Here is a 25,151-nt window from a genome sequence, read left to right as displayed (position 1 = left end):
CGGCCGATGCTCACATCGCCGCAACAGGTGAGGGACGACACCGAGGAGGGCGGTGCCCGCCGGGCCGTGGCGCGCTACGCGCTGGTCAAGCTCGGCGGGGCACTGCTCAGCATCGGACTGGTGATCGTCGCCACGTTCTTCCTGTTCCGCCTGATCCCCGGCGACCCCACCATCGCCTACACCCGCGACGTGCCGGTGACCCCGGAACAGCTCGCCCTGCTCAGGCGGCAGATGGGCCTGGACCGGCCGCTGGGCGCGCAGTTCCTGGACTTCGTGGTCCGGACCCTGCGGCTGGACCTGGGCACCTCGTACGAGTACCGCAGACCGGTCGCCGAGCTCATCGGCGAGCGGGTGGGACCGACGTTGCTGCTGGTGGGCACCGGGCTGGCCGTCGCGGTCGGCCTGGGCATGTGGCAGGGCACCAAGGCCGCCTGGCACCACGGCGGCCGCTTCGACCGCCTCTCCACCGGGACCGCGCTGACCCTGTGGTCGGTGCCGACCTTCTGGCTGGGGCTGCTGCTGCTCATGGTCCTCGCCGCGGGGGTAGGCCCGATACCCGGCCTGTTCCCCACCCGGGGCATCCAGGACGTCGACGCCCCCGGCGGGCCGCTCTACCTGCTGCACGTCGCCCACCACCTGGTGCTGCCCTGCCTCACCCTGGTCGCCGTCGTCTACGCGCAGTACCTGCTGGTCATGCGCTCCTCGCTGCTGGAGGAGATCGGCCAGGACTACGTGACCACCGCCCGCGCCAAGGGCCTGCGCGACGACGACGTCCGGCGCCGCCACGCGGTGCCGAACGCGCTGCTGCCGACGGTGACCCTGGTCTTCATGCAGATCGGGTTCGTGGTCGGCGGCGCGGTCTCGGTGGAGTTCGTCTACTCCTGGCCCGGTCTCGGGCTGCTGTTCGTCGAGGCGATCAGGGGACCTGACTACGCCGTCATGCAGGGCACCTTCATGCTCGTCTGCGTCGCGGTGATCGTCATGAACACGCTGGCCGACGTGGTCTACCACATCCTGGACCCGAGGGTGAGGTCGGCTTGAGCACGATGGCCCGTACCCGCCGCCGCGCCGCTCTGACGCGGTTCCGCCGCCGGTACGCCAGGCAGCGGGCCGGGCTGTACGGGGCGGCGATCCTGCTGGTCGTCGTCCTGGCGGCCCTGCTCACACCGTTGCTCACCGACCCGTCGGGGATGGACGTGACGAAGGCGACGGGCGCCAGGATGGCACCGCCGAGCATGGACTTCCCGCTCGGCACCGACGAGTCCGGCCGCTCGGTTCTGCTCATGCTGCTGTGGGGCGCGCGGGTCTCGCTGCTCATCGGGTTCATGTCGGCACTGCTCAGCATGGTGATCGGCACGGTGTTCGGCATCGCGGCCGGGCACTTCCGGGGCTGGGTCGCCGCCGTGCTGATGCGCGTCACCGACTGGTTCCTGGTGCTGCCCGCGCTGGTCCTGGCCATGGTGCTCGCGGCCATCCTCGGCGGTGGCCCGTCCACGATCATCGTGGCGATCGGGGTGACCTCCTGGGCGTCCACGGCGAGGCTGATCCGGGCGCAGACGCTGGCGGTCGAGGCCAGGCCGTACATCGAGAGGTCCAGGGCACTGGGCGCGGGACACTGGCACGTCATGACCCGGCACGTGCTGCCGAACGTCGCCCCGCTGGTCCTGGCCAACACCACGCTCATGGTGGCCAGCGCCATCGTCACCGAGTCGACCCTCGCCTTCCTCGGCGCGGGTTCCGGCCAGGTCTCGTGGGGCACCATGCTGCGCGGCTCCTACGACTGGGGCGCGGCCACCTCGGGAGCCTGGTGGTACGTGCTGCCGCCCGGCCTGTGCATCATCGCGGTGGTCCTGGCGTTCACCCTCTGCGGGCGTGCCCTGGAGACCGTACTCAACCCGCGGCTGGGAGGAGCCTCGTGACCCTGCTCGAACTGCGCGACCTGGCGGTGACCTACCGGAGCACGGCCGGGGACGTGCCCGCCGTGCGGGGCGTCTCGCTCGGCCTGGAGGCCGGCGAGGCGCTCGGCGTGGCGGGGGAGTCGGGGTCGGGCAAGTCGACGCTGGCCATGTCGCTGCTGCGGCTGCTGCCCAGGGACGCGTCGGTGTCCGGGGAGATCCTGCTGGACGGCGAGGACGTCCTGACGATGAGCTGGGGGCGGTTGCGCGCGGTCCGGTGGGCCTCGGCCTCGCTGGTCTTCCAGGGAGCCCAGCACGCGCTGAACCCGGTGCGCCGGATCGGCGACCAGATCGCCGAGCCGCTGCGGGTGCACGGCATGGCCACCGGGGCCGAGGCCCGGCGCAGGGTGGCGGAACTGCTGGAACAGGTCGGCCTGCCGGCCTGGCGGGCGCGCGGCTACCCGCACGAGCTCTCCGGCGGCCAGCGCCAGCGCGTGATGATCGCCATGGCGCTCGCCTGCTCACCCCGCCTGATCGTCGCCGACGAGCCGACCACCGCGCTGGACGTGATGATCCAGGCACAGGTGCTCTCGCTGATCCGCTCGCTCATCGCCGAGCACGGGATCGGCCTCGTCATGATCTCCCACGACCTGTCGGTCCTGGCGTCGACGTGCGACCGGCTGGCGGTCATGTACGCGGGCCGGGTGGTCGAGTCCGGCCCCTCGCGCGAGGTCTTCGCGGGCGGGCGGCACCCCTACAGCAGGGCGTTGGCCGAGGCGTTCCCCACCGTCGGGGACCCCGCCTCCAGGATGGCGCCCAGGGGACTGGGCGGTGATCCGCCCGACCCCGCGCACCTGCCCGCCGGGTGCTCCTTCCACCCCCGCTGCCCGGTCTCGCTCGTCTCGTGCGCGTTGGAGCCGGTCGAGCTGCGGGCCGTGGGAGACGGTACCGAAGCACCGCACACCGCCGCGTGCGTGCACGTCAGCGAGGAGAGCCGATGACCCTGCTCGAAGCACGGGACGTGCGGGTGGAGTTCGCCTCGCGGGGGCGCCGCGCCCGCGCGGTGGACGGGGTGAACCTCGCCGTGGGCGAGGGGGAGATCGTCGCGCTGGTCGGCGAGTCCGGCTGCGGCAAGACGACGCTGGCCAGGACCCTGCTCGGCCTGGAGCGGCCCACCTCGGGATCGGTCCGCTACGGCGGCGTCCCGCTGGCCTACTCGTCGCGCGCCCTGCGGGCCCACCGCCGCGAGGTGCAGCTCGTGCTCCAGGACCCCACCGGATCGCTCAACCCCCGGCACACCGTCTACGAGGCGGTGGCCGAGGGGCCGCGCATCCACCGCCTGCCCGGCGAGGGCGCCCTGGTCGCCGAGGCCCTGTCGAGGGCCGGGCTGCGTCCTCCCGAACGGTTCTTCGACCGGCACCCGCACGAGCTGTCCGGTGGCCAGCGCCAGCGCGTCGTCATCGCCGGAGCCCTCGCGCTGGAGCCCAGGGTGCTGGTCGCCGACGAGCCGGTGGCCTCGCTGGACGCGTCGGTACGCGGCGAGATCCTCGCCCTGCTGCTCCGCCTCCGCGCCGAGCTGGGCCTGTCGGCCCTGGTCGTCACCCACGACCTCGGGCTGGCCTGGAACATCGCCGACCGGGTCGCGGTGATGTATCTCGGCAGGATCGTCGAGTCGGGGCCGGTGGAGCGGATCCTCACCTCGCCGTCGCACCCGTACACCCGGGCACTGCTGTCGGTCCTGCCGGAGTCGCCCTCGCCGGTGGTGCTGGGCGGAGAGCCGCCGGACCCCACCCGGATCCCGGCCGGCTGCCGCTTCCACCCGCGCTGCCAGGTGCTGGCCTCGGGCGCGGCGGCCGAGGCGGGGGTCGACGGGCTGTGCGCGTCCGGGGAACTGCCGGTCCTGCCCTCCTCGGCCGAGGCCCAGGTCGCCTGCCACCACGCCTCCGCCTCCGCCCGGCGCGAGGCGAGGACGGAGACGGAGGCGGAGCGGCTGTGAGGCGGAGAGGGACCGCGCCCAGGCGCGGTCCCTCAACGGCGTGCCCGGAGAACGGTTCCGGAACCCGCCTCAGAGGCCGGGGAGGAGGCCGTTCCTGAACAGGTCGACGAAGAGCCCGTGATCGGCCCTGGCCCGCGCCCCGTAGGCGTGCGCGAAGTCGACCAGGGTGCGGGTGAAGCCCTCGACGTCGCCGCCGATCACGGCCACGATCGCGTCCTCGGTGGAGAAGTCGACCAGGTCGTGGCTGGACTCGTCGTCGGCCACCGAGTGCATCCTGGCCACCGCCCGGCCCAGGTCGCGAATCACCGAGGCGAGCTCGTCCGGCTCGTTGACGTCGCCCCAGTCCAGGTCGGCGGTGTAGGGGGAGACCTCGGCGACCATCTGGCCGACGCCGTTCAGCGTGGTGTAGCCGAGCCACGGGTCGGCGTACGCCTGCAGGGCCCGCTGCGACTCGGCGGTGCGGTGGCCCTGGTGCTTGAAGTAGCCGTGCACCTTCTCGTCCGTCACGTACCGCGCCACGGCCGGTACCTGGGCCTGCTTCATGTAGAGGATGACGTCGTTCTCCAGGGCCTGGGTGTGGCCCTCGAGCAGCATGTTGTACGAGGGCAGCCCGGCCGAGCCGATCCCGATGCCGGTGCGGAGCGCGAAGTCCTTGATCTTGTGCTCGACCGCCGAGACGGTGGGCAGGGTCGTCAGGTAGTCCTGGAAGGCCGCCTCCACCAGCCGCCGGGTCTCCTCGTCTACCGGGTAGCGGCCGTCCATGACGGCGAACCTGCGGTCGAAGTTCTCGACGGTGGTCTCCAACTCCAGCAGCGCCACCCGGGTGTTCAGCCGGGCGTGCTGCAGCACCCGGTGCAGCACGCCGGTGGTGGTCTCCAGGGTCAGCGAACCGATCGCGTCGTCCCCGCCCTCCGAGATGCCGGTCAGCTCGGCGTGGTAGGCGCCGGCGAACTCGGTCACCAGGGCGCCGATGACGTCGTCGGACAGCGCCTTGGCGTACCCGATGAGCGCGATGCTGGCGGAGAGGCGCCGCAGGTCCCAGATGTACGGTCCGACGTAGGCCTCGTCGAAGTCGTTGACGTTGAAGACCAGCACGCCGGAGGCGTTCATGTAGGTGCCGAAGTTCTCGGCGTGCAGGTCGCCGTGGATCCAGACCCGCCTGGTCTGGTCGTCCAGGAAGGCGTCGTCGGCGAACTCGCCGGTCATGTCCGCGTAGAACAGGCAGGCGCTGCCCCGGTAGAAGGCGAACGGCGAGGCGGCCATCTTCCGGAACTTGCGCCGGAAGGCGGCGGGGTCGCGCTTCATGGAGTCGCCGAACTCGGTGATCAGGACGTCGAGAATGTGCGCCGAGCGCCCATCGATGGTCATGGTCCGCACGCTAGGGCGTACGACCGAAACTCCGCCAGTTCCCCAAGATTACAGATCTGGAACGCACCAACGGCCGGGTGCGGCTCGCACGGCGTGGCGGGTGTCGACAACCGCACCGCACGATCATAGGTTCGACGATGAGACGAGGTCCGCGAGGGGAGTGGAGACCGGCATGGCGGTGCTGGCGGGCAAGGCGGCGGTGGTCACCGGAGGGTCGCGGGGCATCGGCCGGGCGATCGTGGAACGCCTCGCCCGCGACGGGGCGGACGTGCTCTTCGGCTACGCGAGCGACACCGGCGCCGCGGCCGAGGTCGAGCGGACGGTCAAGGAGGCGGGTGGGAGCGCCCGCGCCGTCCAGGCCGACCTGGCGGAGCCGGGCGCCGCCGAGCGGCTGATGGAGACCGCCGAGGAGCTTCTCGGCGGCCTCGACATCCTGGTCAACAACGCCGCGCTGAGCTTCACCCCGACCCCCATCGCGGAGACCACCGAGGAGTCGTACGACCGCGCCATGGCGGTCAACGCCAAGGCCGCCTTCCTGACCATCCGGTACGCCGCCAGGCACATGCGCGACGGCGGGCGCATCGTCAACATCTCCACTCTCAACACCGTCCGCCCGGCACCGGGCATCGCCCCCTACGCGGCGAGCAAGGGCGCGCTCGAACAGCTGACCGCCGTCACGGCCCGCGAGCTCGGCGGCCGGGGCATCACCGTCAACACGGTCTCGCCCGGTGCCACGGACACCGATCTGCTGCGCGGCACCAACCCCGCGGCGGCCCTGGCCCAGGTCGCGGGCATGACCTCGCTCGGCCGCCTCGGCGAGCCCTCGGACATCGCCGACGTCGTGGCCTTCCTGGCGGGCCCGGACGGCCGCTGGCTCACCGGCCAGAACCTCCGCGCCGACGGCGGCCTCGGCTGAGGACGTAGGCGAGCGTCTCCCACCCGGTCGAGACCACTGCCGGCGGCCGGACCTTCCCGTGCCGTGTCGTGCCTCGCGGCCGGCCGTCGCGCCGCCGGGTTGTTCCGCCTGATCGTCCGACCGCCCCTGCCCGCGGCCGGTGGCCTGACCTGACAGGCCTTCCGTTCCTGGGCGTCCGAGCGGGCGGCCGCACGGTCCGAGCCGGGCGAGAGGCGTTGTTTTAGGCCTTGTCGACCTGGGGCGCCGGAGTTACGATCCGCGTAATTATTAGGAAACTTTCCTAAATGGAAAGGTGTTCACGTGCGCCGATTAGCCTCCGCGCTGCTGGTTCTCGCTCTGGCAGCCACTTTCGCCGCCCTCTCGTCCCCCGCCTCGGCCGCCGCCCGGCTCACCGCGGCCTTCATCCTCACCGGCACCCAGGGCAAGTTCGTGGTGAGCAACCCCGGCACCACTCCGGTCACCGGCTGGTCGATCACCTTCGACCTGCCCGCGGGCATCACGGTCGGCGGCGCCCAGAACGCCACCACCACGCAGAACGGGACGCGGGTCAAGCTGACCCCCGCCTTCTACATCAACACGGTGCGGGCGAACGGCGACACCGAGCCATACAGCCCCACCTTCACCCTCAGCGCGGCGGCCCAGCCGGTGAGCTGCACGATCAACGGCGCCAACTGCGACGGCAGCGGCGACCCACCCCCGCCGGACGCGCCGGTCACCGCCACCTACTCCGGTAGCGGGACGCAGGGCAGGTTCGTGGTCGCCAACAACACGGACGCCGCGCTCAACGGCTGGTCGATCACCTTCGACCTGCCCGCCGGAGTCACCGCGAGCGGCGCCCAGAACGGATCACTGAGTCAGAGCGGGCGCCAGGTCACGCTGAGTCCGGCCCACTACAACACGACGGTGGCGGCACGCGGTACCACCGAGCCGTACAGCCCCGCGTTCACGCTCAGCAGCGCGTCCGCCGAGCCGGAGAACTGCAGGATCAACGACGTCAGGTGCGACGGCGCCGCCGACACGCCGCCCGGCGCGCCCGGGAACCTGCGTTCGCCGGTCAAGACCACCAGAACCGTCTCGCTGGCCTGGGACGCCGCGATCCCCGGAAGCCTCCCGATCTCCGGCTACCAGGTCTACCGGGGCGCCGACCTCGCCGCGACGGTCACCGGGACGAGCACCACCGTCACCGGCCTGACCTCGAACACCGAGTACACGTTCACCGTGAAGACCAGGGACCGGAAGGGAACCCTCTCCCCGGCGAGCGCCGCGCTGAAGGTGACCACCAACAACGCCGGTGACGACACCCAGCCGCCGACCGTGCCCGCGAACCTGCGCGTCACCGGCAAGAGCTCCTCCGGCGTCTCGCTCGCGTGGGACGCCTCGACCGACAACAGGGGCATCGCCGGGTACGAGGTCTACACCGGCGCGACCCTGGCCACGACGGTGACCGGCACCTCGGCCACGGTCGCCGGGCTCTCGCCGTCCACCGAGTACACCTTCACCGTCAAGGCCCGCGACGTGTACGACAACACGTCGGCGGCGAGCGACGCGGTGAAGGCGAGCACCGACGACATCATCGGCAGCGGATACGCCAGGATCGGCTACTTCGTCCAATGGGGCATCTACGGCCGCCAGTACTTCGTGCGCAACCTCGACACGACCGGCGCCGCCGCGAAGCTGACCCACCTCAACTACGCCTTCGGCAACATCGACCCGGTGAACCTGACCTGCCTGCAGGGCGTCACCAAGGGCACCACCGGCAACCCGCAGGACCCGAGCCAGGGCGACGGCGCCGGTGACGCGGACGCCGACTACGGAAGGCCGATGAGCGCGGCGCAGTCGGTGGACGGCGTCGCCGACACCGGCTGGGAGAAGCTGCGCGGCAACTACAACCAGCTCCGCAAGCTCAAGGCGAAGTATCCGAACCTCAAGGTGCTGATCTCACTCGGCGGCTGGACCTACTCCAAGTACTTCTCCGACGTGGCGGCCACCGACGCGGCCAGGAAGAAGTTCGTGAGCTCCTGCATCGACACCTACATCAAGGGAAACCTGCCGCTCTACAACGCCGCGGGCGGCCCCGGCAGCGCCGCCGGGATCTTCGACGGCATCGACCTCGACTGGGAGTGGCCGGGCTCGGAGGGCCACGCGGGCAACCACATCGGCCCGAACGACAAGGCGAACAACACGCTGCTGATCGCCGAGTTCCGCAAGCAGCTCGACGCCCTGACCCAGGAGACCGGCAAGCGCTACCAGCTCACCGCGTTCACCCCCGCCGACCCGGCGAAGGTCGCCGCGGGCTGGGACCTGCCGGAGATCGCCAAGTCCCTGGACATCTTCAACATCCAGGGCTACGACTTCCACGGGGCGGGCAGCGACAACTCCTGGGAGCCCAACCGGGCCGGCCACCAGGGCAACCTGTACACCGACACCGAGGACCCGTACCCGTTCAAGTTCAGCGTGGAGAACGCGGTCGACGTCTACCTGCGGGCCGGGGTGAACCCGCGCAAGCTCACCATCGGACTCGCCTACTACGGCCGGGGCTGGCAGGGCGTCGCCGACGGAGGCCGGTCCGGGGAGTGGCAGTCGGCCACCGGCGCGGCACCGGGCCAGTTCCAGGACGAGGCGGGCACCCGAGGGTACGCCAACCTGCTGGCCGGCGTGCCGGGATGCGCTGTCAAGCACGACGAGCAGTCGGTCTCGACCTACTGCTTCACCGGCAACGGCGGCCAGTGGTGGACTTTCGACGACGCCTGGTCCATCGGTAAGAAGACCGCGTGGCTGCGGAGCAAGAACCTGCTCGGCGCGATGATCTGGGAGATGTCCGGAGACCCCGGCACCCTGACCACCGCCCTGGACGCGGGCCTGCGGTAACCGTTTCGGCGGCGTTCCCAGGGGGACCATTCCGGAGGATCGTCTTCGCGGCGTCCGATGTCGCGAAGGCGGTCCTCCCCGGTGCCCCGAACCCGTGTCGCGGTGCACCCCGGACTGACTCTCGGCCGGAAGCCTGAGCTGCCAGAGCGGCCCCGACGAATTCGACATGACGGATAGGGGGCGATCCAGAACGGGGAGTGGCCGTTAAAATCTGAAGCCGAACAGTCCGCCGTCCGGCTGGTCGGTCAGATGAGGCTCGATGATGTGAGGAATCGCGTCGAACCCCACTGAAACCGCCTTGTTCAAATCGTCGGAGTTCATGGCGACGATGTATTGCATCCGCTCGGTCTCGGTAACCTCGGCCGCCAGTTGAAGGGCTCGTGCCGCCTGACGTTCGTCCACACCGTCGTACAGATGGCTGTCGTGAACGAGGAAGTCCGGACCCCGGCCGGCACGGTGGGCGATGACGGCGGCGGTCAGGTCAAAGCAGAAGATCACCATGTTGTGGATCCCCCTGCTTCCGTCATCCTCGATCCTGGGCTCGATCTGCATTCGCTGCCTACCCGGGCTAAAGGCCAGGTAGGGATTTTTTCCGTCGCCGTACAGGCGCCGAGCGTATGTGTTGAAGAGGCTGTTTGCCTCGCGGGTGGCGAAATTCCGATCTTCGAGGTCGGTCACCATCTCCTGTTCGAGCTCAAGGCGTTTCACCTCGATTTCTCGCCGACTGGCTTCGAGTGCCTGCGCGGCTTGGAAACGGTGCCGGAGAGACTCAAGGTGAGCCTGCTCGCGAGCCAGGGCGTATTGTAGGGCATTAAGCGCGTCAAGTGCGCCCCCTGAGTTCAGCGTGCGCAGCAGGGCAGCCTGTCGTTCGCCGAGTCGCGCGCGCGTCCGAGCGCGCTCCTCCAGGAGTTGGCGGAGCCGGGATATCTCCTCGTGTAGTTGCTTCTCGCGGTTCCGGACCACCGTCTCGTGGAAGGCGCGCACATCGTCGAATCGACGGCGGACCTCCTGGCCGAGAATCAGGTTCAACTGCTTGTAGGCCGCCTCCAGATATCGGTCCTCTGGTTCGGCCACCTCGTCCACGGACTGTTCCATGTCCTGGAGGTTGCGCCGGTCGACCGCGTCGGATGCCCGGAGTGACCGGATACGCCGATCGAGCTCGTCGGCCTCCTGGCGAATTTTTTCGTATTCCGGAACAACCTGAAAATCTGCGATCTGGCGGCCGAGCTCATTTACCCGTTGTTCTATGGCGCCGATTTCCCCCCGGATCTCGGCGGAACGGCCCACGATTTTCCCCCAAACGGGGTCTTTTGCGGCCTCGACGAGTTTCTTTCTCATCGTCTCCTGGTTGGACAGGAGGCGATACCGTGCGGCCAGGGCAACGTCCAGGCCGAAGAGATGGCACAGGTTGACCATCGCGTCATGGGGTGACTGCTGCGCGAACGTCCTGGTGGGTTCGAGGAACCCCCCGGCGTCGACCCGGCGAATCGCGAATGACAACAGTGTTCGACCGCTGGCCTCTGCTCCGTCGGCGGTAAGACCGTAAAGATCCCGCTCTATCGCCCACTGCCAGTCTTTTGTCGACACTTCGGTAGCATGTTCGAATAAGCCGTCGAAGGTCTTTCGGGTTATGTCCGGATCGAGCACCACTCTGTTCGGTCGCGTCGTTGAGCGCGTCACCGTCAGTGGCTTCGATCGACCTGGCCAGTCCAGTTTCAGGGTGAATGTATGCTCACGAAGCTTCTCGTTCGCCCAGACGGCATCGGCATCATTGCGGGCACCCAGCAGAAAATGCAGCAACTCGACCATGCTCGACTTACCGGCGCCGTTGCGGCTGTCGGTGTCAGTGGAGGCGTCGGTGCGTTCGGCGACCACGAGGTTCAGGCCGGGGCCAAAGCGAATCGTTCGGAACCTGCGGTCGTCGCAGATCAGGTCATGCAGCATTGTCACGAGCCTGGAAGATCAGTATGTCCTGTTCGAGCTCGACCAGGCCCAAGGCGTAGAGCAGGTCGAGCGCGAGGGCGAACCACCAGAACGTCACGGGTGCACGGTGGTTGTTGTCCTCGCGCCAGGTCAACAGGCGCTGCCATGCCTGGGTGACGGTCACCGGCTGACGATCGGTGGCCATGACGATCTGAGCCCCTACCGCCAGCAGAGCGCGTTGAGGAGCGACTCCCTTGGTCGGCACGATCACGTGGCGACTCCCATCTCGGTCTCCGGGATCCAACCCGGGGGCGGCACCTTGAAGATCTCACACTCACCGAAGAAGTACATCAGGACAACGAGCGCGTTCAATTCCAGGGGGGATTGTTGAGATGCGTTGCCGAGGACGTGTCGCTCAAGCTGCCAGAGGATGTCGTCGGAGTCTTCGCACGTCTGGGCGATCATCTCGTAGTGCTCGCGAAAGCCCGCCGCGACCTCGTCCCGTTCGTTGGGATCTAGCCTGCTCCGGTAGTAGTCCTCCACGTGGTTGACGTAGGACAGAGCAAGCTTCATGCGGTGTCGAATATCCCAGGAGAACCCGTTGTATTCCATTTTCGTGAGCGGAGGCCTGGGGATGGCAGGCAGGTCTTCGAGGGGGCGCCGGTAGATGGTGAGGTGGTCCAGGAGCGGAATCAGCTCTTCGAGCACGATGCCGACAATCACCGGCTCTGCGGGGAAGGGGCCAAGGAAGTCCTCGACCTGCCACTTTTCCATCTTGCAGAACTCGGTATAGAAGTGACGCCGAGAGAAGTTCTCGAAAGAGAGTTCGGGGTGATCATCGTGTGCGGTCATCAGTAGCGAGGTCAGCTTGGGGTGGATGCCTCTGCGGTCGTTGTGTACGAAAACGAAGGTGTCGAACTCGCCCTTGCGCTTCGTGATGGCCTTGTCGAGGTCGCTCCGGAACTTGCGGGCGACCGCCGAGGGAACAACGGTCTGGGGCGCGTAACATGCGTACAGCTTCTTTCCGACAAGGAGAAGGCCGTCCGCCCCCTGGTCTCCATGACATCCGGCGGTTCGGACATCAAGGAATCCAGGGTTTGAAATAGACATGACGCCATGGAAGAAATCCTCGAACCCTTCGCCGTGAAGTTCGTCGAGCTTCACATTGAGCATGAAGCGAATCGATGAACGCTCCCATATCTCCAAGTGCTCCTCCGCGTACCTCGTCCGGACGGGCCCGTCGGGTTCGAACTCGATGAGCCTGAAGGAGAATAGTCCGAGTAGGTCGGGAACGTGAAGGGAATGCAATCTTTGGGGTGTGGAGATCCAAGGTGCGAAAATCTCGTTCTACCGATTTGATGGCATGTGTCGTGGTATCTGCGAATTTGGGCCACCCGGTGGTTTCCGCTTCGCGCCTCGCTGGTCGCCGGGGCGCACACCGGTAAGCAGGGCAGTGCCCCTAGCCTCGTTTTCCGCACGCGCCGCGTCGTTGCCGGTCAGCAGCTATATCCGATCCAGTTCCGTGGGTAATCATCCCAGGTCGACCAGGGTCACGTGCGGAATGCAGGCCTAGCTCTTCGCTAAGGGTGCCGGTTGGAGACCGAGACGACCTCGCCGGTCATGTAGGTGGAGTACTCGCTGGCCAGGAAGACGATCACGTTGGCCACCTCCCACGGTTCCGCCGAGCGGCCGAAGGCCTCGCGGGAGGTCAGTTCGGTGAGCAGCTCGTCGGTGGTGACCTTGGCCAGGAAGGGGTGCATGACCAGCGAGGGGGCCACCGCGTTGACCCGGATGCCGTGCGGGGCGGCCTCCAGGGCGGCGCACCTGGTCAGGGCCATCACCCCGGCCTTGGCGGCCGCGTAGTGCGACTGCCCCTCCTGGGCGCGCCAGCCGATCACCGAGGAGTTGTTGACGATCACCCCGGAGCCCCGGGGGACCATCCGCCGCAGGGCGGCCCTGGTACAGCGCATCGTGCCGGTGAGGGTCACCCCCAGGACGGCGTCCCACTGCTCGTCGGTCATCTCCACCAGCCGCGCCGTACCGCCCAGGCCCGCGTTGTTGACCACCACGTCCACCCGCCCGTGCGCCTCGGTCACCGCGTCGAACATGGCGCCCACCTCGGCCTCGGAGGTGACGTCGCAGGGCACCGCGAGCGGCTTGACCCCGCTCAGCTCGGCCAGTGCCTCGGCGGCCTCGCCGAGGCGCCGCTCGTGCCGGTCGGAGACGACCACGGTCGCGCCCTCCTCGGCGCAGCGCCTGGCGGTGGCGTACCCGATGCCCGTCCCGGCCGCCGCCGTGACCAGGACGACCTTTCCGTCGAGCAGGCCGTGGGCGCGGGGGTAGGGGGGAGGTGTCGCCATACGGGCTCCGTTCCGGTGGTCGTGTCTCAGCCCTTGGGCAGACCCAGGGTGCGCTCGGCGATGATGTTGCGCTGGATCTCGCTGGATCCGGCGTAGATGGTGTCGGCGCGGCTGAACAGGTAGAGCCGCTGCAGCGCGTTGAGGTCGTACGGCGGGGCGTCGGCGACCAGGCCCGCGCGCCCCTGGACGGCCTGGGCCAGCTCGCCCAGCCGCCGGTGCCACTCCGACCAGTACAGCTTGCCGATCGACACCTCGGGTCCCGGCTCGCCCGCCGACAGCGAGGTCATGGTGCGCAACGCGTTGAGCCGCATGACGTCCAGCTCCAGCCAGGAGCGCACCAGCCGGTCTCGGAGCACCGGGTCCTCGGCGGCTCCGGTGCGCCTGGCGGTGGCCACCACCTCCGCGAACTCCCGCTGGAAGCCGATCTGCTGGCCCAGGGTGGAGGCGCCGCGCTCGTAGCCGAGGGTGGCCATCGCGATCCGCCAGCCCTCGCCGGGGGCGCCCAGGATGTTGCCCGCAGCGGTGCGGGCGCCGTCGAGGAAGACCTCGTTGAACTCGCTGGTGCCGGTCATCTGGAGGATGGGCCGCACCTCGATCCCCGGCTGGTCCATCGGGACCAGCAGGTAGGACAGGCCGCGGTGGCGTGCCGAGCCGGGCTCGGTCCTGGCGAGCACGAAGCACCAGTCGGCCACGTGGGCCAGCGAGGTCCACACCTTCTGGCCGGTGATGACCCACTCGCCGTCGTCCAGGCGCGCCCGCGTCTGGACGCCCGCCAGGTCGGAGCCCGCCTCAGGCTCCGAGTAGCCCTGGCACCACAGCTCCTCGCCACGCTGGATGGGCGGCAGGAAGCGCCGCCGCTGCTCCTCGGTGCCGTGCTCCAGGATGGTCGGCCCGATCAGTCCCTCGCCGATGTGCCCGACCCGCGCCGGGGCGGCGGCGCGGGCGTACTCCTCGTGGAAGGCGACCTGGTCCTCCAGGGTGGCGTCCCGGCCTCCGTACTCTCCGGGCCAGCCCAGGCAGGTCCACCCGGCCTCGCCCAGCCGCCGCTCCCAGGCGAGCCGGACCTCGTGCCCCTCGTGCTCGCGGCCGGGCCCGCCCAGTCCACGGGCGTGCGCGAACTCGCCCGTGAGGTTCTCCTCCAGCCAGGAGCGTGCCTCCTCGCGCAGGGTCATGGGGTGCCTCCAGGCATCAGGCGTGGAAACGGCCGTAGCCGCCCCTGAAGAAGAGCAGCGGGCCGCCGTCGCCGTGGACACCGAGCCGGTGGACCCTGGCGACGACGATGACGTGGTCGCCGGCGGGGTGCTCCGCCTCGATCGAGCAGTCGATCCAGGCCAGGCTCTCCTCGATCACCGGGTTGCCGCCCGGGGAGACCGTCCAGTCGAGCCCGGCGAACTTGTCGCCGCCCCGGCCGGCGAGCGCGGCGCAGACCGGTTGCTGGTGCTCGGCGAGCACGTTGATCGTCTGGGTTCCGGCGGCGCGCAGGCGCGGCCAGCTCGTGCTGCTGTGGGCCACGCAGAAGGCCACCAGCGGCGGGTCCAGCGACACCGAGGTGAAGGAGTTGGCAGCCAGGCCGCACGGCTCGCCGGTGTCGGGGTCGATGGAGGTGATGGCCACCACGCCGGTGGCGAAGTGGCCGAGAACGGAGCGGAACCACCGGCCGTCCACGGCCCCGTTGCTCTCGGCTCCGCTGGACGGGCCCTGCGAAAGGCCACTCTGCATGGCGACTCCGTTGGCGGTGGTGCCGCACCCGGCCAAGGTGGCGCGGGGGTGGCCGGCGGTCTCCAGCAGCCGGGCCGCGTGAGTGGTCATGGTGCTACTCGCCTCCTCAATCGCGCCCGATCGGCCTCCGAGGGGGGTTCGGCGGCGGACGACGTCCTCCGCCGTCTGGCGCCATCTTACCAAGCGCTTGCTTGGATTGTAGGGGAGTGCCGGAAAAAGTCCCCGGCGGCCGTGCGGCCCGGGTCCGTCGTTGACATCCGTGATCGGCCCGGCCTAGCCTCTGGCCAAGCGCTTGCTTGTGATCGGAGGGTGGTACGTGGGCGGTTTCCGGGACCGCACGGCCGTCGCGGGCGTCGGGTACACCCGGTTCTCCAAGGACTCCGGGGTCAGCACCCTCACCCTGGCCTGCGAGGCCGTTCTGGCGGCCCTGGACGACGCGGGCCTGACCGCCGACGACGTCGACGGCATCGCCACCCACCGGGTCGGCGACTCCGCCGCGCCCTGCCTGGTCGGTCCCGCGCTCGGCATCCACGAGCCCTCCTGGTACCTCGACCAGTTCGGCGGCGGCAGCGTCTCCCACTCGGTGGTCGGCCAGGCGGCGCTCGCGGTCGCGGCGGGCGTCGCCGAGACCGTCGTCTGCTACCGGGCGATCAACGCGCGCTCGGAGTTCCGGATGGGCGGCACCGGCCGGGGGCTGCCGGTCAGTCCCGAGGTCCAGTACCAGGCGCCGTACGGCTACTTCGCGCCGCCACAGCAGTACGCGATGTTCGCCCGCGCCCACATGTCGAGGTACGGCACCCGTCCCGAGCACTTCGGCGCGCTGGCGGTCGTCCAGCGCGCCAACGCGGCCAAGAACCCCCGGGCGCTCATGCGCACCCCGATCACCCTGGACGACTACCTGGCGAGCCGGTGGATCGCCGAGCCGTTCCGGCTGCTCGACTGCTGCCTGGAGACCGACGGCGCCTGCGCGCTCGTCGTCACGAGCGCCGAGCGGGCCGCCGACCTGCGCAGGCCGCCGGTGCTCATCTCCGCCGCCGCGTGGGGAGGCGGCGACTCCTTCCTGTCCGGCGGCCGGGCGGACACCACGGTGACCAGCGCGGCCGAACTGGCCCCGCGCCTGTACCGCCAGGCGGGCATCGGGCCCGCCGACGTCGACGTGGCCGAGATCTACGACTGCTTCACCTACTCGGTGATCGTGCAACTGGAGGACTACGGCTTCTGCGCCAAGGGCGAGGGCGGCCCGTACGTCGCCTCGGGTGCCGTCGCGCCGGGTGGTGAGCTGCCGGTGAACACCCACGGCGGGTTCCTGTCGGAAGGGTACGTGCACGGCGTCAACCACATCGCCGAGGCCGTCTCACAGCTGAGGGGGGACGCGGGGGACAGGCAGGTGGCAGGGGCCGAGGTGGCGCTCTCCACGGCCCAGCCCGGCTACATCCTGCCCGCCACCTCGGCGCTGATCCTGCGGAAGGGGTGAGGGGTGCGTCCGGTTGCCGATCGCGACTCGGCGGAGTGGTGGAGGCGGACCGCCGGCGGGGAGTTCGTGCTCCAGCGGTGCGACTCCTGCGCCACGCCGCGCTTCCCCGCCCGCGCCTACTGTCACCGCTGCAGGACCCGCGAGTGGCACTGGGAGCCCGTCGCCCCGGCCGGCCGCGTCGAGAGCTGGATCGTCAGCCACCAGCCCTTCCTGGCCGGGGTGAGCGAGCCGTACACGGTGGTGATGGTGCGGCTGGACGAGGCGCCCGAATGCGTCATGTACGGCAACTGGCGCGGTGCGGAGCCGCCGGTCGCCGGCCTGCCCGTCCGGGCGTGCTTCAGAAAGGTGGACGAGGAGCTGTCGCTGATCGACTGGCGCCCGCTCGGCTGAGGCGCGTTCGCGGTGGGTCCCCTCATCAGGGCCGCGGCACGGGCGCGCCCCGGCGGGCCCCGTTCCCGTCGGTCGCGCTCCGGAGATGGGGAGCGCGCCCTGGCGGGCGTGGGGGACCCGCCAGGACGCGTTCCGCTCCGGCGCGACGGCGGAGGACCCCGGCGAGGGGTGGGGTCCTTCGCCGGCTAGTCGCGCTCGGAGTCTGTGTCGGCGAAGGCGCGGACCTGGTGGTCCGCCTCCTCCTCCGCGAGGTCGTCGTCAGGCGTGGGCCGCCGGTAGTGCTGCGAGATGAGGCGGGCCGCCCCAGCCGGGTCGTCGGCCGGATGCGAGGACTCAACGCCGTCCTCGTTCCAGATGAAGAACCCGTTCTTGCACCAAACGGTTAGATCGGTCAGCACCGAGAGCACGGACATCCCGCTTCCGTTGCTCTGGTAGGTGTGGGTGAACCCCTGGCGGTGCAACGCGTAGCGCAGCAGACGCGTCGCCTCGCGGGGGTCGCGCCAGGGCGGGTACGGCGCGTCCACACGGACCGACAGCACAGGCCTCCACCCCCTCGCTGGCCTTTCGATGGATTTGTACCAACGATTGGATGATGCGGGTCTTGGGAGGTTGGGTCAAGGGGCTGTTCCCCGCTAGAACCAGATCGTCTAGTTTTGTTGGCACAAAGGGGACTTAATGGCGCGGTCAACGCTGTATCAACTGGTGGCCTCCGATCTGAGGAGGACCATCTACTCCGGTGCGCTCGGACCGGGGGATCAGCTGCCGACCGAGGCGGAGCTCATGCTCGTGCACCAGGTGAGCCGGAACACCGTGCGGCTGGCTCTCGGCGAGCTCGTGAACGAGGGCCTGGTCACCCGCACCCCCCGCAGGGGCACCGTCGTGCGGGAGCGCCGTCCGCTGCTCATGTACCCCCAGCGCGAGCTGCAGCCGCGGGGCGAGGAGACCCTGGAGGCCTTCGCCTGGGCCGTCTCGCAGGAGGGGCGCGCGCCGAGCCAGGAGATCGAGGTCTCGATCGTGCAACCGGCCGAGGAGATCGCCAGCAGGCTGGAGCTCTCGGACGACGAGCTCGCCGTGGTCCGCCGCAGGCTGCGCTTCGTGGACGGCCAGCCGTACAACACCAACGACTCCTACTTCCCGCTGGCCCTGGTCGCCGACTCCGAGATCACCCGTCCCGGCGACATCAGGCGCGGGGCCAACAAGGTCCTTGAGGAGCTCGGCCACCGCCAGGTGCGGATGGTGGACGACATCTGGGCGCGGATGCCCAACAGCGCGGAGACCGAGCGGCTCCAGCTCCAGCTCGGCACGCCGGTCGTCGTCTACGTCCGGGTCGGTTACGACGCGGAGGACGTCCCCGTGCGCGTGGCGGTGTCGGTGCTGCCCGCGGACAAGCACCTGATCAGGTACGAGCTGGAAAGCCGTTGACATCTCGGTAACCGCCCTGACGGGCCGGCCTCCACTCCGTCCGCGCCGCGGACGCCCGGCGGGCCGCGCCTTCGGGGCGGCCGTTCCTCCGCCGCCCGGCGGTTTTCCGGCCGGGTGTTCTCTCACCCCGGCCGTCTCGCCCGAGGCCCTCCGGCTCGCGGCCCTCCCGCCCGCGCCGCTCACCCCGACCGGCGTCTCCCCGCCGCTCGCCCCCAGCCCCTAGGCGCCCGCCTAGCCCGACATGGGTGCCGTGCGCCACCAGGTGAACACGCTCCGTGTCAACTCGCGTACCGAACGCAACGAAGGGATGAACCATGCACTCGAACACCGCCAGTCCCACCACCGTGCGCCCGTTCACGCTGCGCAGGGCCACGGACGGTGATCTCGACGGGGTGCTCGCGCTCCTCGCCGAGACCGCCGGATGGCTGAACCGCCGCGGCGTGCGGCAGTGGCCCGCCGCCGGCTTCCCCGCCGAGCGCATCACCCCGCTGATCGACGAGGGCGTCATGTACCTGCTGGACGGGGAGGACGGGCCCGCCGCGACCCTCGCCTTGGACGCCCACGCCGACCCCGAGTTCTGGGCTCCGGGAGACGACCCGGGCTCGGCGCTCTACGTCCACAAGCTGGCCGTGGCGCGTGCCCACGCCGGCCGGGGGCTGGGAGAGGCGCTGCTCGACTGGGCGGGCCTGCGGGTCCTGGCCCTGGGGAGAAGATGGCTCAGGCTTGACTGCTCCAAGGACAACTCGCGGCTCCAGGACTACTATCGGGGACAGCGTTTTGCGCACCTCCGCACGGTCGACCTGTCGCATCGCGCCTCCGGTGCCCTGTTCCAGCGGCCGGGGGGCCTGCGCGTCCACGCGTCCGGTCTCGCGCTGTCCGTCCCCGAGCATGTCTGAACCACGGCGATCCCAGGGCAAACCCATCCGATAGCCTCCATTCATGACCGGATCCTTGCTTGAGGTGATCACGCTTGACGTGCGTGATGCCGTCGCGGCCGAAGCCGGTGGCGCCGATCGCCTGGAGGTCGTCGCCGACATGGCCGTAGGCGGGCTCACCCCGGCCGCGGAGACGGTCGCGGCGATCTCCAAGGAGTGCGCGCTGCCGCAGATGGTGATGCTGCGTGACGAGGCCTCGTTCCTGGCCACGCCCGAGTCGCTGAAGACCCTGAGCCGCGAGGCCAGGGCACTCGCCGACGCGGGCGCGGCCGGGTTCGTGTTCGGGTTCCTCGACCGGGCGGGGGCGGTCGACCTGGCCGCCACCGAGGCGCTCATCCACGCGGTCGCACCGCTGCCCTGGACCTTTCACCGGGCGGTGGACCACGCGGCCGACACCCAGGCGAGCTGGCGTGCCGTCCGCCTGCTGCCCAATCTCGCCACCGTGCTCACCTCGGGTGCGCCCGGTGGCGTGGCGGACGGGCTGCCGCTGCTCAAGACCCGGTGCGAGGCGGGCGACGGTCCGCTGATCATGGCCGGGGGCGGGCTGAGGCCCGGCCACGTCGGGGCGCTGATGGAGTACGGCGTGCGGGCCTTCCACGTCGGCAGCGCCGTGCGGGCGTCCTGGTCGGAACCGGTCGACGAGCGCCGGGTCCGCCAGTGGCGGGCCCTGATCGACTGAGGCGCACCAGGTCTCGCGGTGATCGGCCGGGAGTGCCGGGAGCCGGCGACCGAGGTCAGGCCGGTGGAGCCGGGTCGGCGCCCAGGGCCAGGTCGGCGCGGCGCAGGGCGGCGGTCATGGTCTTGATCGTGGCGGGCTCGTCCATCACGCCCTCGCCCGCCTCGCGCCGCTCCTGCCAGGCGCGCACCCGGTGGGTGTACTCCCGGTAACGGGACAGGTGGAAGGCGTAGACCGTCGCGTACCGGCTGACCAGGTGTGACGGGTGCATGTCCCAGCCCTGGTAGAAGCCCTGGCCCAGGGAGTGCCCGACCAGCTCCGCGTGGCGCCGCCACAGCTCCTGCACGGCACGTCGGTCATCCGAGGCAGGGGAGGCCGCCAGCGAACCGTCCGACAGTTCCACGCCGGTTCCGGCGAAGACCGTCCGCATGACGTTCCTGGCGTGATCGCAGACGGGATGGTCCAGCCGCTGCTCGTGCGGGGGCAGGGCGCAGCTCGCCGTGTAGTCGAAGACGCCGAAGTGCGCCGCGGCCAGCCTGCCCCGCAGGGAGGCGACCAGACCGGAGTCGAGGAACAGCACCGTCTGCGGCGCCTCGACCTGGATCTCGAACCGGAGCGCGCCCTCGTCGAGGCCCAGCCCGTCCTCCAGTGCCCGCAGGCAGTCGGCGAACTGGTGAAGGTAGGCCCTCATCAGCACCTTCGGGAAGGTGACCACGAATCCCCCGGGCAGCCGCCCGACCCGCTCGACCACACCGGTGAGAAAGCCGTCCAGCGTCCTGAGGGAGCGGACCGGGTCGCCGTCGGCGAACGACTTCACCCGTAGACCCCAGCGGCGGGGGAGCGTTCCGGCCGCGTGCATGGCCGCGATCGCCTCGGCGGCGGCGGAGGTGTGACCGTCCTCCTCCGCGGGGCGCTGCCCGTACCCGTCCTCGAAGTCGACGCGCAGGTCCTCGACGGGCTCCGCACCGAGCTTGGCGGCCACCCGGCCGTGGACGGCGTCGGCGAGGTCCCCGCCCACGCCGAGGATCGCGGCCAGCTCGCGTTGCGGCAGGTGTCGCCGCATCAGCTCCAGCGCGGCGTCACCCCAGGCCCGCACCGTCCCGGCGTCGAACCGGTCCGCGGGGACGTAGACCGTGTGCACCGGCTGCCAACCGACCGGCCCGTACGGGTACAGCGCCGACTGCTCGAGGTGGACCCGCTCGAAGCCCGGGATCAGGGCGGACGGGTCGGCGAGCGTGACGCGCATGCTGGTGCTCCTCTGCGGACGTGTCGCTGTGGACGTGCCGTTTCGAACGCACCTTAGCCGCAGCCGTTCGCCGCCGGTCACCCCCGTCACCGTCGCCCCGAACCGATCAGTGGTCTCAGCCGGTCCCAACCGGATCACAAGTCACCATGGTTAAACTTTGCCGTCGAAGTTCGATCACTCGGCGATGGGATGACATGAACAGACTCAAGGGACTCTCCGCGCTGGCCGGGTCCCTGCTGGCCGTACTGCTGATGACGCAGGCGGCTCCGGCCGCCGCGGCGGCCGCGCCCGCGAAGCCCAAGGTGGCCGTGGCGGTGAAGGCGGGTCCGGCCAAGCACACCGGTAAGTGCCCGGTGACCGTCGGCTTCACGGCGAAGATCAAGGTGAGCGCGCCCACCGTGGTGGCCTACCGCTGGCTCAGGGGCGACGGCTCCTCCAGTGCCGTGAAGACCGTCAAGGTGAGCGGGACGAAGACCCTGAAGGATCGCGCCACCTTCCGCGGCGACCTGAAGGGCTGGCAGGCGCTCCAGGTGCTGAGCCCGCGCAAGGTCGTCTCCAAGAAGGCGAACTTCGTGATCTCCTGCGCGCCGCAGAACGGCGGCGGCGACGGCGGTGGCGGTGGCGACGGCGGCGTCGACCCGCAGGGCCCGGCGGAGGGGCAGGGCCCCGACGCCTCGGGTGGCGAGCAGAGCGGCGAATAGCGTTCTGGCCGCGGCCGCGCCCCGGTCCTCCGGGCGCGGCCGCGGCCGCGTCATTGACGGCCGCAGGCGGTGAGCATGGCGGCGAGACCGAGGAGTTTCACCCGCTCGCCCCGGTCGAGGGACCTGGCCAGTGTCGCCTCGGCGGCCTCGATGTCCAGCCAGTGCTCGTAGGTGATCGGCGAGATGCCCCGGGAGGCGAGAAGCTCGTCCGGGTCCGTACGGTGTACCGGATCGCGGCCGGCGAGATCGGCGAGGAGGGTGCGGACCGTCTCGGCGGCGTCGGACTTGTTGGTGCCGATCACACCACTGGGACCACGCTTGAGCCAGCCCGCCACGTACTCGCGGTCGCGGACCCGGCCGGCCTCGTTCGGCACGGTCATGGTGGCCTCGGAGAAGGGAACGCCGGGCAGCGGCACGCTCTGGTAGCCGACCGAGCGCAGCACCATGCCGACCGGGAGGGTCTCGAACTCGCCGGTACCGACCACCCGGCCGTCCAGCAGCCGGGTTCGCTCCAGCTTGAGCGCCTCCACCCGTCCCTCGCCGAGGATCTCCACCGGACGCATCCAGAACCGCACGTCCAGCCGCCGGGGACGGCCCGTCAGGCCGCGGGCCGCCCAGCTCTGCAGGACCTCGACATTGCCCCTGATCTGCCGGGACGCCGTCGAGACGTCCGCTGCGCTCTCCTCGGGCCGCACCCGCACGTCCGCGTTGGCCAGCTCGCCCAGCTCCCTGAGCTCCTTCAGGGTGAACTTGGCGTGCTCGGGCCCCCTGCGGCCGATCATGTGGATGGCCTTCACCTCGCTGGCGGCCAGCCGGTCGAGCACCTCCTGCGGCACGTCGGTGGCGCGCAGCTCGTCGGCGGTCTTGGCCAGGACGCGCACCACGTCGACCGCCACGTTCCCCACGCCGACCACCGCGACCTCGGGGCTGTCGAGGACGAAGCGGTCACCGGGCATGTCGGGATGGCCGCAGTACCAGTTGACGAAGTCGGTGGCGGCCACGCTGCCCGGCAGGTCCTCGCCGGGGATGCCCATCCGCCGGTCCACCATCGCGCCGGTGCAGTAGACCACGGCGTCGTAGCAGTCGAGCAGATCGGTGACGCCGATGTCCTTGCCGAACTCGACACCGCCGAGGAACCGCACGTCCGGAAGCTCCAGCACACCGCGCAGGTAGCCCGCTATCGACTTGATCGAGGTGTGGTCGGGGGCGACCCCGTAGCGCACCAGCCCGTACGGGGTCGGCAGCCGCTCCAGCACGTCCACCCGCAGGGGCACGGTGGCCTGTTTCCGCAGGGCCTCGGCCGTGTAGATCCCGGCGGGCCCCGACCCCACGATCGCGACTCTCAGCGACACATCGCCTCCCAGGGTGCTGGCGCTCATGACGCGATTCTCCATTACCGGTGCCCGCCGGGCCAGTCTCGGCGGTCCGTTGTGATCGAACCGGTCATCCGGCACGGGGCACCCGGCGGATACGTTTCCAATATCTCCGAACATTCCCTGCGCACACGGTGTTCCCGGTGTTCCCGGTGTTCCCGGCGGGCCCGGTCTCCCGCGGGAGCACGTGCCCCGGAGGTTCTCCGCATTCCCCGGGAAACTCCCCGCGAGGACGTGCCGCCGAGACGCCCGCTCCCGTGCGCCGGACCCGTCCCCGGGGCCTGCTCGCACGCTGTCTACGGGGTCGTCCGCGCGCGCAGGGCGCGTTTGTCTATCTTCCCGTTGCCGGTGACGGGAAGGGCGTCGACCACGATCACCCGCCTGGGCACCTTGTAGTTGGACATGTTGTCGCGGGCCCAGGAGATGACCTTCTCCGGCTCGACGGCCGCCCCCTGCCTCGGGACCACGAACGCCCAGCCGACCTCGCCCATCCGCTCGTCGGGCACCGCGACCACCGCGGCCTGGTCCAGGGAACCCTCCCGCAGCAGGAGTCCCTCCACCTCGGCGGGGGAGACGTTGAACCCCCCGGCGATGAACAGTTCCTTCTTGCGGTCCACGATCGCGAGGTCGCCGCGGGCGTCGAGGGCGCCGATGTCGCCGGTGTGCAGCCAGCCGTCCCTGATCACCTCGGCCGTTCTCTCCGGCTCGCCCCAGTAGCCGCGCATGACCCCGTACCCGCGGACGAGGACCTCGCCGCGCTCGCCGCGCGGCACCTCCCGGCCGTCGTCGTCGACGATCCGCACCTCCATGCCCGGCACCGGGCGGCCCGTGCTGCCCGCGATGACCTCGACGGGGTCGTCGGCCCTGGTCATGGAGACGACCGTGCCCTCCATCAACCCGTACGCGTTGATCATGCGTTCCAGGCCGATCCGCTCCAGCAGCCTGCGTATCAGCTCGGCGGGGACGGAGGCCGCACCGCAGATCGCCACGCGCACCGAGTGCTCGCCGATCTCGGTCTCCTCCAGCAGCCGGTGGAACAGCGTCGGAGGCCCGGCCAGGATCGTGACCCCGCCGTCGCGGATCAGGGCGGCCAGCCGGTCGGGGCCGAACGTGGCGATCGGCATCATCGTGGCCCTGCGCATGACCGAGGCCAGCAGCCCGGCGTTGAGCCCGAAGCCGTGCGCGAACGGGGCGATCACCGGGTAGCGGTCGCCGGGGCCGAGCGTCACGATCTCCGCCCAGTCCCAGTAGCCGCGCAGCATCCGGCCGTGTTCGAGCATCACGCCCTTGGGCGTGCCCGTGGTGCCCGAGGTGGAGATGATCTCGCACAGGTCGTCAGGTCGTACGGCCAGCGCGCGCTCCTCGGCCTCGGCGCGCCCGATGAGGGAACCGGCGACGAGCACCTGCGAGGGCTGCGCCGAGCCGGGCCGCTCCAGTCCCTCGGGCACGATCGAGTGCCGCAGGTCCGGCAGGCCGGCGAAGGGCAGGCCGCCGCCCGTCTCACCGGCGGCCTCGGCCAGCAGGTCGGCCGGCACGGCGCCGTCGTGACCGTGCCCGGTGATCAGCACGCTCGCCCCGGTCGAGCGGAGCGTCGCGGCGGCCTCGATGCCCTTGTAGCGCGACGACAGCGGCACGAGCACCGCGCCGGCGTCCCAGACGCCGAACGCGGCGATCACCCAGTGCGCGTCGTTCGGGCCCCAGACGGCGACCCGGTCGCCCGGCAGCACGTCCAGTGCGATCAGGCCCCTGGCGACCTCGCCCGCCCGGTCGCGCAGCTCGGCGAGGGTCAGCCGGACCGTCCCGTCGTCCACGACGACGTCCGAGGGATGATCGTCGGCCAGGGCGCGGAGCATGCGGGGAATCGTCCGCCAGTCGGGTACTTCCATAGC

23 protein-coding genes are annotated in these 25,151 nt (G+C 70.4%); 12 read left to right on the top strand and 11 right to left on the bottom strand.

What is annotated here, in order from left to right:
• Positions 1-6 precede the first annotated feature (6 nt).
• From ACFQVD_RS20830 to ACFQVD_RS20815, 4 genes are read left to right on the top strand one after another with little or no spacing between them, the layout of a single operon-like run.
• The gene (locus tag ACFQVD_RS20830; RefSeq protein ID WP_343972162.1) at positions 7-1,041 is read left to right on the top strand and encodes an ABC transporter permease; all 1,035 of its coding nucleotides are present in this window, start codon (positions 7-9) and stop codon (positions 1,039-1,041) included.
• A 5-nt stretch (positions 1,042-1,046) separates the two neighbouring features.
• Positions 1,047-1,919, top strand: coding sequence for an ABC transporter permease (locus tag ACFQVD_RS20825; protein WP_343972240.1), 873 nt, complete (start codon positions 1,047-1,049; stop codon positions 1,917-1,919).
• The gene (locus ACFQVD_RS20820) at positions 1,916-2,896 is read left to right on the top strand and encodes an ABC transporter ATP-binding protein (protein WP_343972159.1); all 981 of its coding nucleotides are present in this window, start codon (positions 1,916-1,918) and stop codon (positions 2,894-2,896) included. The genes ACFQVD_RS20825 and ACFQVD_RS20820 overlap by 4 nt, the downstream gene beginning before the upstream one ends.
• Entirely contained in the window at positions 2,893-3,891 is a 999-nt protein-coding gene (locus ACFQVD_RS20815; protein WP_343972156.1) for an ABC transporter ATP-binding protein, read from the top strand. Before ACFQVD_RS20820 ends, ACFQVD_RS20815 begins: the two co-directional genes overlap by 4 nt.
• A gap of 69 nt (positions 3,892-3,960) precedes the next feature.
• Here ACFQVD_RS20815 and ACFQVD_RS20810 read toward each other — a convergent pair whose 3' ends face one another.
• Positions 3,961-5,259, bottom strand: a complete 1,299-nt coding sequence (locus ACFQVD_RS20810) for a DUF2252 domain-containing protein (protein WP_343972153.1) — start codon at positions 5,257-5,259, stop codon at positions 3,961-3,963.
• A gap of 172 nt (positions 5,260-5,431) precedes the next feature.
• On the opposite strand from ACFQVD_RS20810, the gene ACFQVD_RS20805 reads away from it, so the two are divergent.
• Together ACFQVD_RS20805 and ACFQVD_RS20800 are read left to right on the top strand one after the other, a co-directional pair.
• On the top strand, positions 5,432-6,175 hold the full coding sequence (locus ACFQVD_RS20805) for a glucose 1-dehydrogenase (RefSeq protein WP_343972150.1): 744 nt from the start codon (positions 5,432-5,434) through the stop codon (positions 6,173-6,175).
• 300 nt (positions 6,176-6,475) lie between these two features.
• Positions 6,476-9,043 carry a glycosyl hydrolase family 18 protein gene (locus tag ACFQVD_RS20800; protein WP_343972148.1) on the top strand — a complete coding sequence of 856 codons (2,568 nt, stop codon included), beginning with the start codon at positions 6,476-6,478 and terminating at the stop codon, positions 9,041-9,043.
• Between the two features lie 204 nt (positions 9,044-9,247).
• On the opposite strand, the gene ACFQVD_RS20795 is transcribed toward ACFQVD_RS20800, so the two are convergent.
• From ACFQVD_RS20795 to ACFQVD_RS20770, 6 genes are all read right to left on the bottom strand, one after another.
• Positions 9,248-10,987, bottom strand: coding sequence for an ABC-three component system protein (locus ACFQVD_RS20795; protein WP_343972145.1), 1,740 nt, complete (start codon positions 10,985-10,987; stop codon positions 9,248-9,250).
• Positions 10,977-11,237, bottom strand: coding sequence for an ABC-three component system middle component 6 (locus tag ACFQVD_RS20790; protein WP_343972142.1), 261 nt, complete (start codon positions 11,235-11,237; stop codon positions 10,977-10,979). The genes ACFQVD_RS20795 and ACFQVD_RS20790 overlap by 11 nt, the downstream gene beginning before the upstream one ends.
• Complete coding sequence (locus ACFQVD_RS20785) at positions 11,234-12,274, bottom strand: ABC-three component system protein (protein ID WP_343972139.1); 1,041 nt, start codon at positions 12,272-12,274, stop codon at positions 11,234-11,236. The genes ACFQVD_RS20790 and ACFQVD_RS20785 overlap by 4 nt, the downstream gene beginning before the upstream one ends.
• A 272-nt stretch (positions 12,275-12,546) precedes the next feature.
• Positions 12,547-13,326: an SDR family oxidoreductase gene (locus ACFQVD_RS20780; protein WP_343972136.1), complete on the bottom strand. Its 780-nt coding sequence runs from the start codon at positions 13,324-13,326 to the stop codon at positions 12,547-12,549.
• Between the two features lie 26 nt (positions 13,327-13,352).
• On the bottom strand, positions 13,353-14,498 hold the full coding sequence (locus ACFQVD_RS20775; protein WP_343972133.1) for an acyl-CoA dehydrogenase family protein: 1,146 nt from the start codon (positions 14,496-14,498) through the stop codon (positions 13,353-13,355).
• A gap of 16 nt (positions 14,499-14,514) precedes the next feature.
• Positions 14,515-15,135 carry a flavin reductase family protein gene (locus ACFQVD_RS20770; protein ID WP_343972130.1) on the bottom strand — a complete coding sequence of 207 codons (621 nt, stop codon included), beginning with the start codon at positions 15,133-15,135 and terminating at the stop codon, positions 14,515-14,517.
• 226 nt (positions 15,136-15,361) lie between these two features.
• On the opposite strand from ACFQVD_RS20770, the gene ACFQVD_RS20765 reads away from it, so the two are divergent.
• Complete coding sequence (locus ACFQVD_RS20765; RefSeq protein ID WP_343972127.1) at positions 15,362-16,519, top strand: thiolase C-terminal domain-containing protein; 1,158 nt, start codon at positions 15,362-15,364, stop codon at positions 16,517-16,519.
• 3 nt (positions 16,520-16,522) lie between these two features.
• A complete protein-coding gene (locus ACFQVD_RS20760) occupies positions 16,523-16,909 on the top strand; it encodes a Zn-ribbon domain-containing OB-fold protein (RefSeq protein WP_343972124.1) in 387 nt (128 codons plus the stop codon).
• A gap of 185 nt (positions 16,910-17,094) precedes the next feature.
• Here the strand turns inward: ACFQVD_RS20760 and ACFQVD_RS20755 are convergent, their stop codons facing one another.
• The gene (locus ACFQVD_RS20755; RefSeq protein WP_343972121.1) at positions 17,095-17,448 is read right to left on the bottom strand and encodes a hypothetical protein; all 354 of its coding nucleotides are present in this window, start codon (positions 17,446-17,448) and stop codon (positions 17,095-17,097) included.
• Between the two features lie 136 nt (positions 17,449-17,584).
• Between ACFQVD_RS20755 and ACFQVD_RS20750 the strand changes: the two genes are divergently transcribed.
• The 3 genes from ACFQVD_RS20750 to ACFQVD_RS20740 all read left to right on the top strand — a co-directional run bounded on the left by ACFQVD_RS20750 (position 17,585) and on the right by ACFQVD_RS20740 (position 19,945).
• Positions 17,585-18,331 (top strand): GntR family transcriptional regulator, encoded by a 747-nt coding sequence (locus ACFQVD_RS20750; protein WP_343972118.1) that lies wholly within the window; start codon positions 17,585-17,587, stop codon positions 18,329-18,331.
• Between the two features lie 314 nt (positions 18,332-18,645).
• Positions 18,646-19,227: a GNAT family N-acetyltransferase gene (locus ACFQVD_RS20745; protein WP_343972115.1), complete on the top strand. Its 582-nt coding sequence runs from the start codon at positions 18,646-18,648 to the stop codon at positions 19,225-19,227.
• Positions 19,228-19,270: 43 nt separating this feature from the next.
• Positions 19,271-19,945, top strand: coding sequence for a copper homeostasis protein CutC (locus tag ACFQVD_RS20740; protein ID WP_343972111.1), 675 nt, complete (start codon positions 19,271-19,273; stop codon positions 19,943-19,945).
• A gap of 55 nt (positions 19,946-20,000) precedes the next feature.
• On the opposite strand, the gene ACFQVD_RS20735 is transcribed toward ACFQVD_RS20740, so the two are convergent.
• Complete coding sequence (locus ACFQVD_RS20735) at positions 20,001-21,188, bottom strand: DUF6986 family protein (protein WP_343972108.1); 1,188 nt, start codon at positions 21,186-21,188, stop codon at positions 20,001-20,003.
• Positions 21,189-21,382: 194 nt separating this feature from the next.
• Here ACFQVD_RS20735 and ACFQVD_RS20730 point away from each other — a divergent pair, with 194 nt between their 5' ends.
• Positions 21,383-21,889, top strand: a complete 507-nt coding sequence (locus tag ACFQVD_RS20730; RefSeq protein ID WP_343972105.1) for a hypothetical protein — start codon at positions 21,383-21,385, stop codon at positions 21,887-21,889.
• A gap of 50 nt (positions 21,890-21,939) precedes the next feature.
• On the opposite strand, the gene ACFQVD_RS20725 is transcribed toward ACFQVD_RS20730, so the two are convergent.
• Together ACFQVD_RS20725 and ACFQVD_RS20720 are read right to left on the bottom strand one after the other, a co-directional pair.
• Positions 21,940-23,268 carry an FAD-dependent oxidoreductase gene (locus ACFQVD_RS20725; RefSeq protein WP_343972102.1) on the bottom strand — a complete coding sequence of 443 codons (1,329 nt, stop codon included), beginning with the start codon at positions 23,266-23,268 and terminating at the stop codon, positions 21,940-21,942.
• Positions 23,269-23,558: 290 nt separating this feature from the next.
• Positions 23,559-25,148, bottom strand: coding sequence for an AMP-binding protein (locus tag ACFQVD_RS20720; protein ID WP_343972099.1), 1,590 nt, complete (start codon positions 25,146-25,148; stop codon positions 23,559-23,561).
• Positions 25,149-25,151: the final 3 nt, after the last annotated feature.

The sequence above is a fragment of the Streptosporangium amethystogenes subsp. fukuiense genome (genome assembly GCF_042665875.1).
In the GTDB taxonomy this organism is placed as follows: domain Bacteria; phylum Actinomycetota; class Actinomycetes; order Streptosporangiales; family Streptosporangiaceae; genus Streptosporangium; species Streptosporangium fukuiense.
Note: the sequence above shows the minus strand (reverse complement) of the source record. Positions and strands in the feature narration are given on the sequence as shown.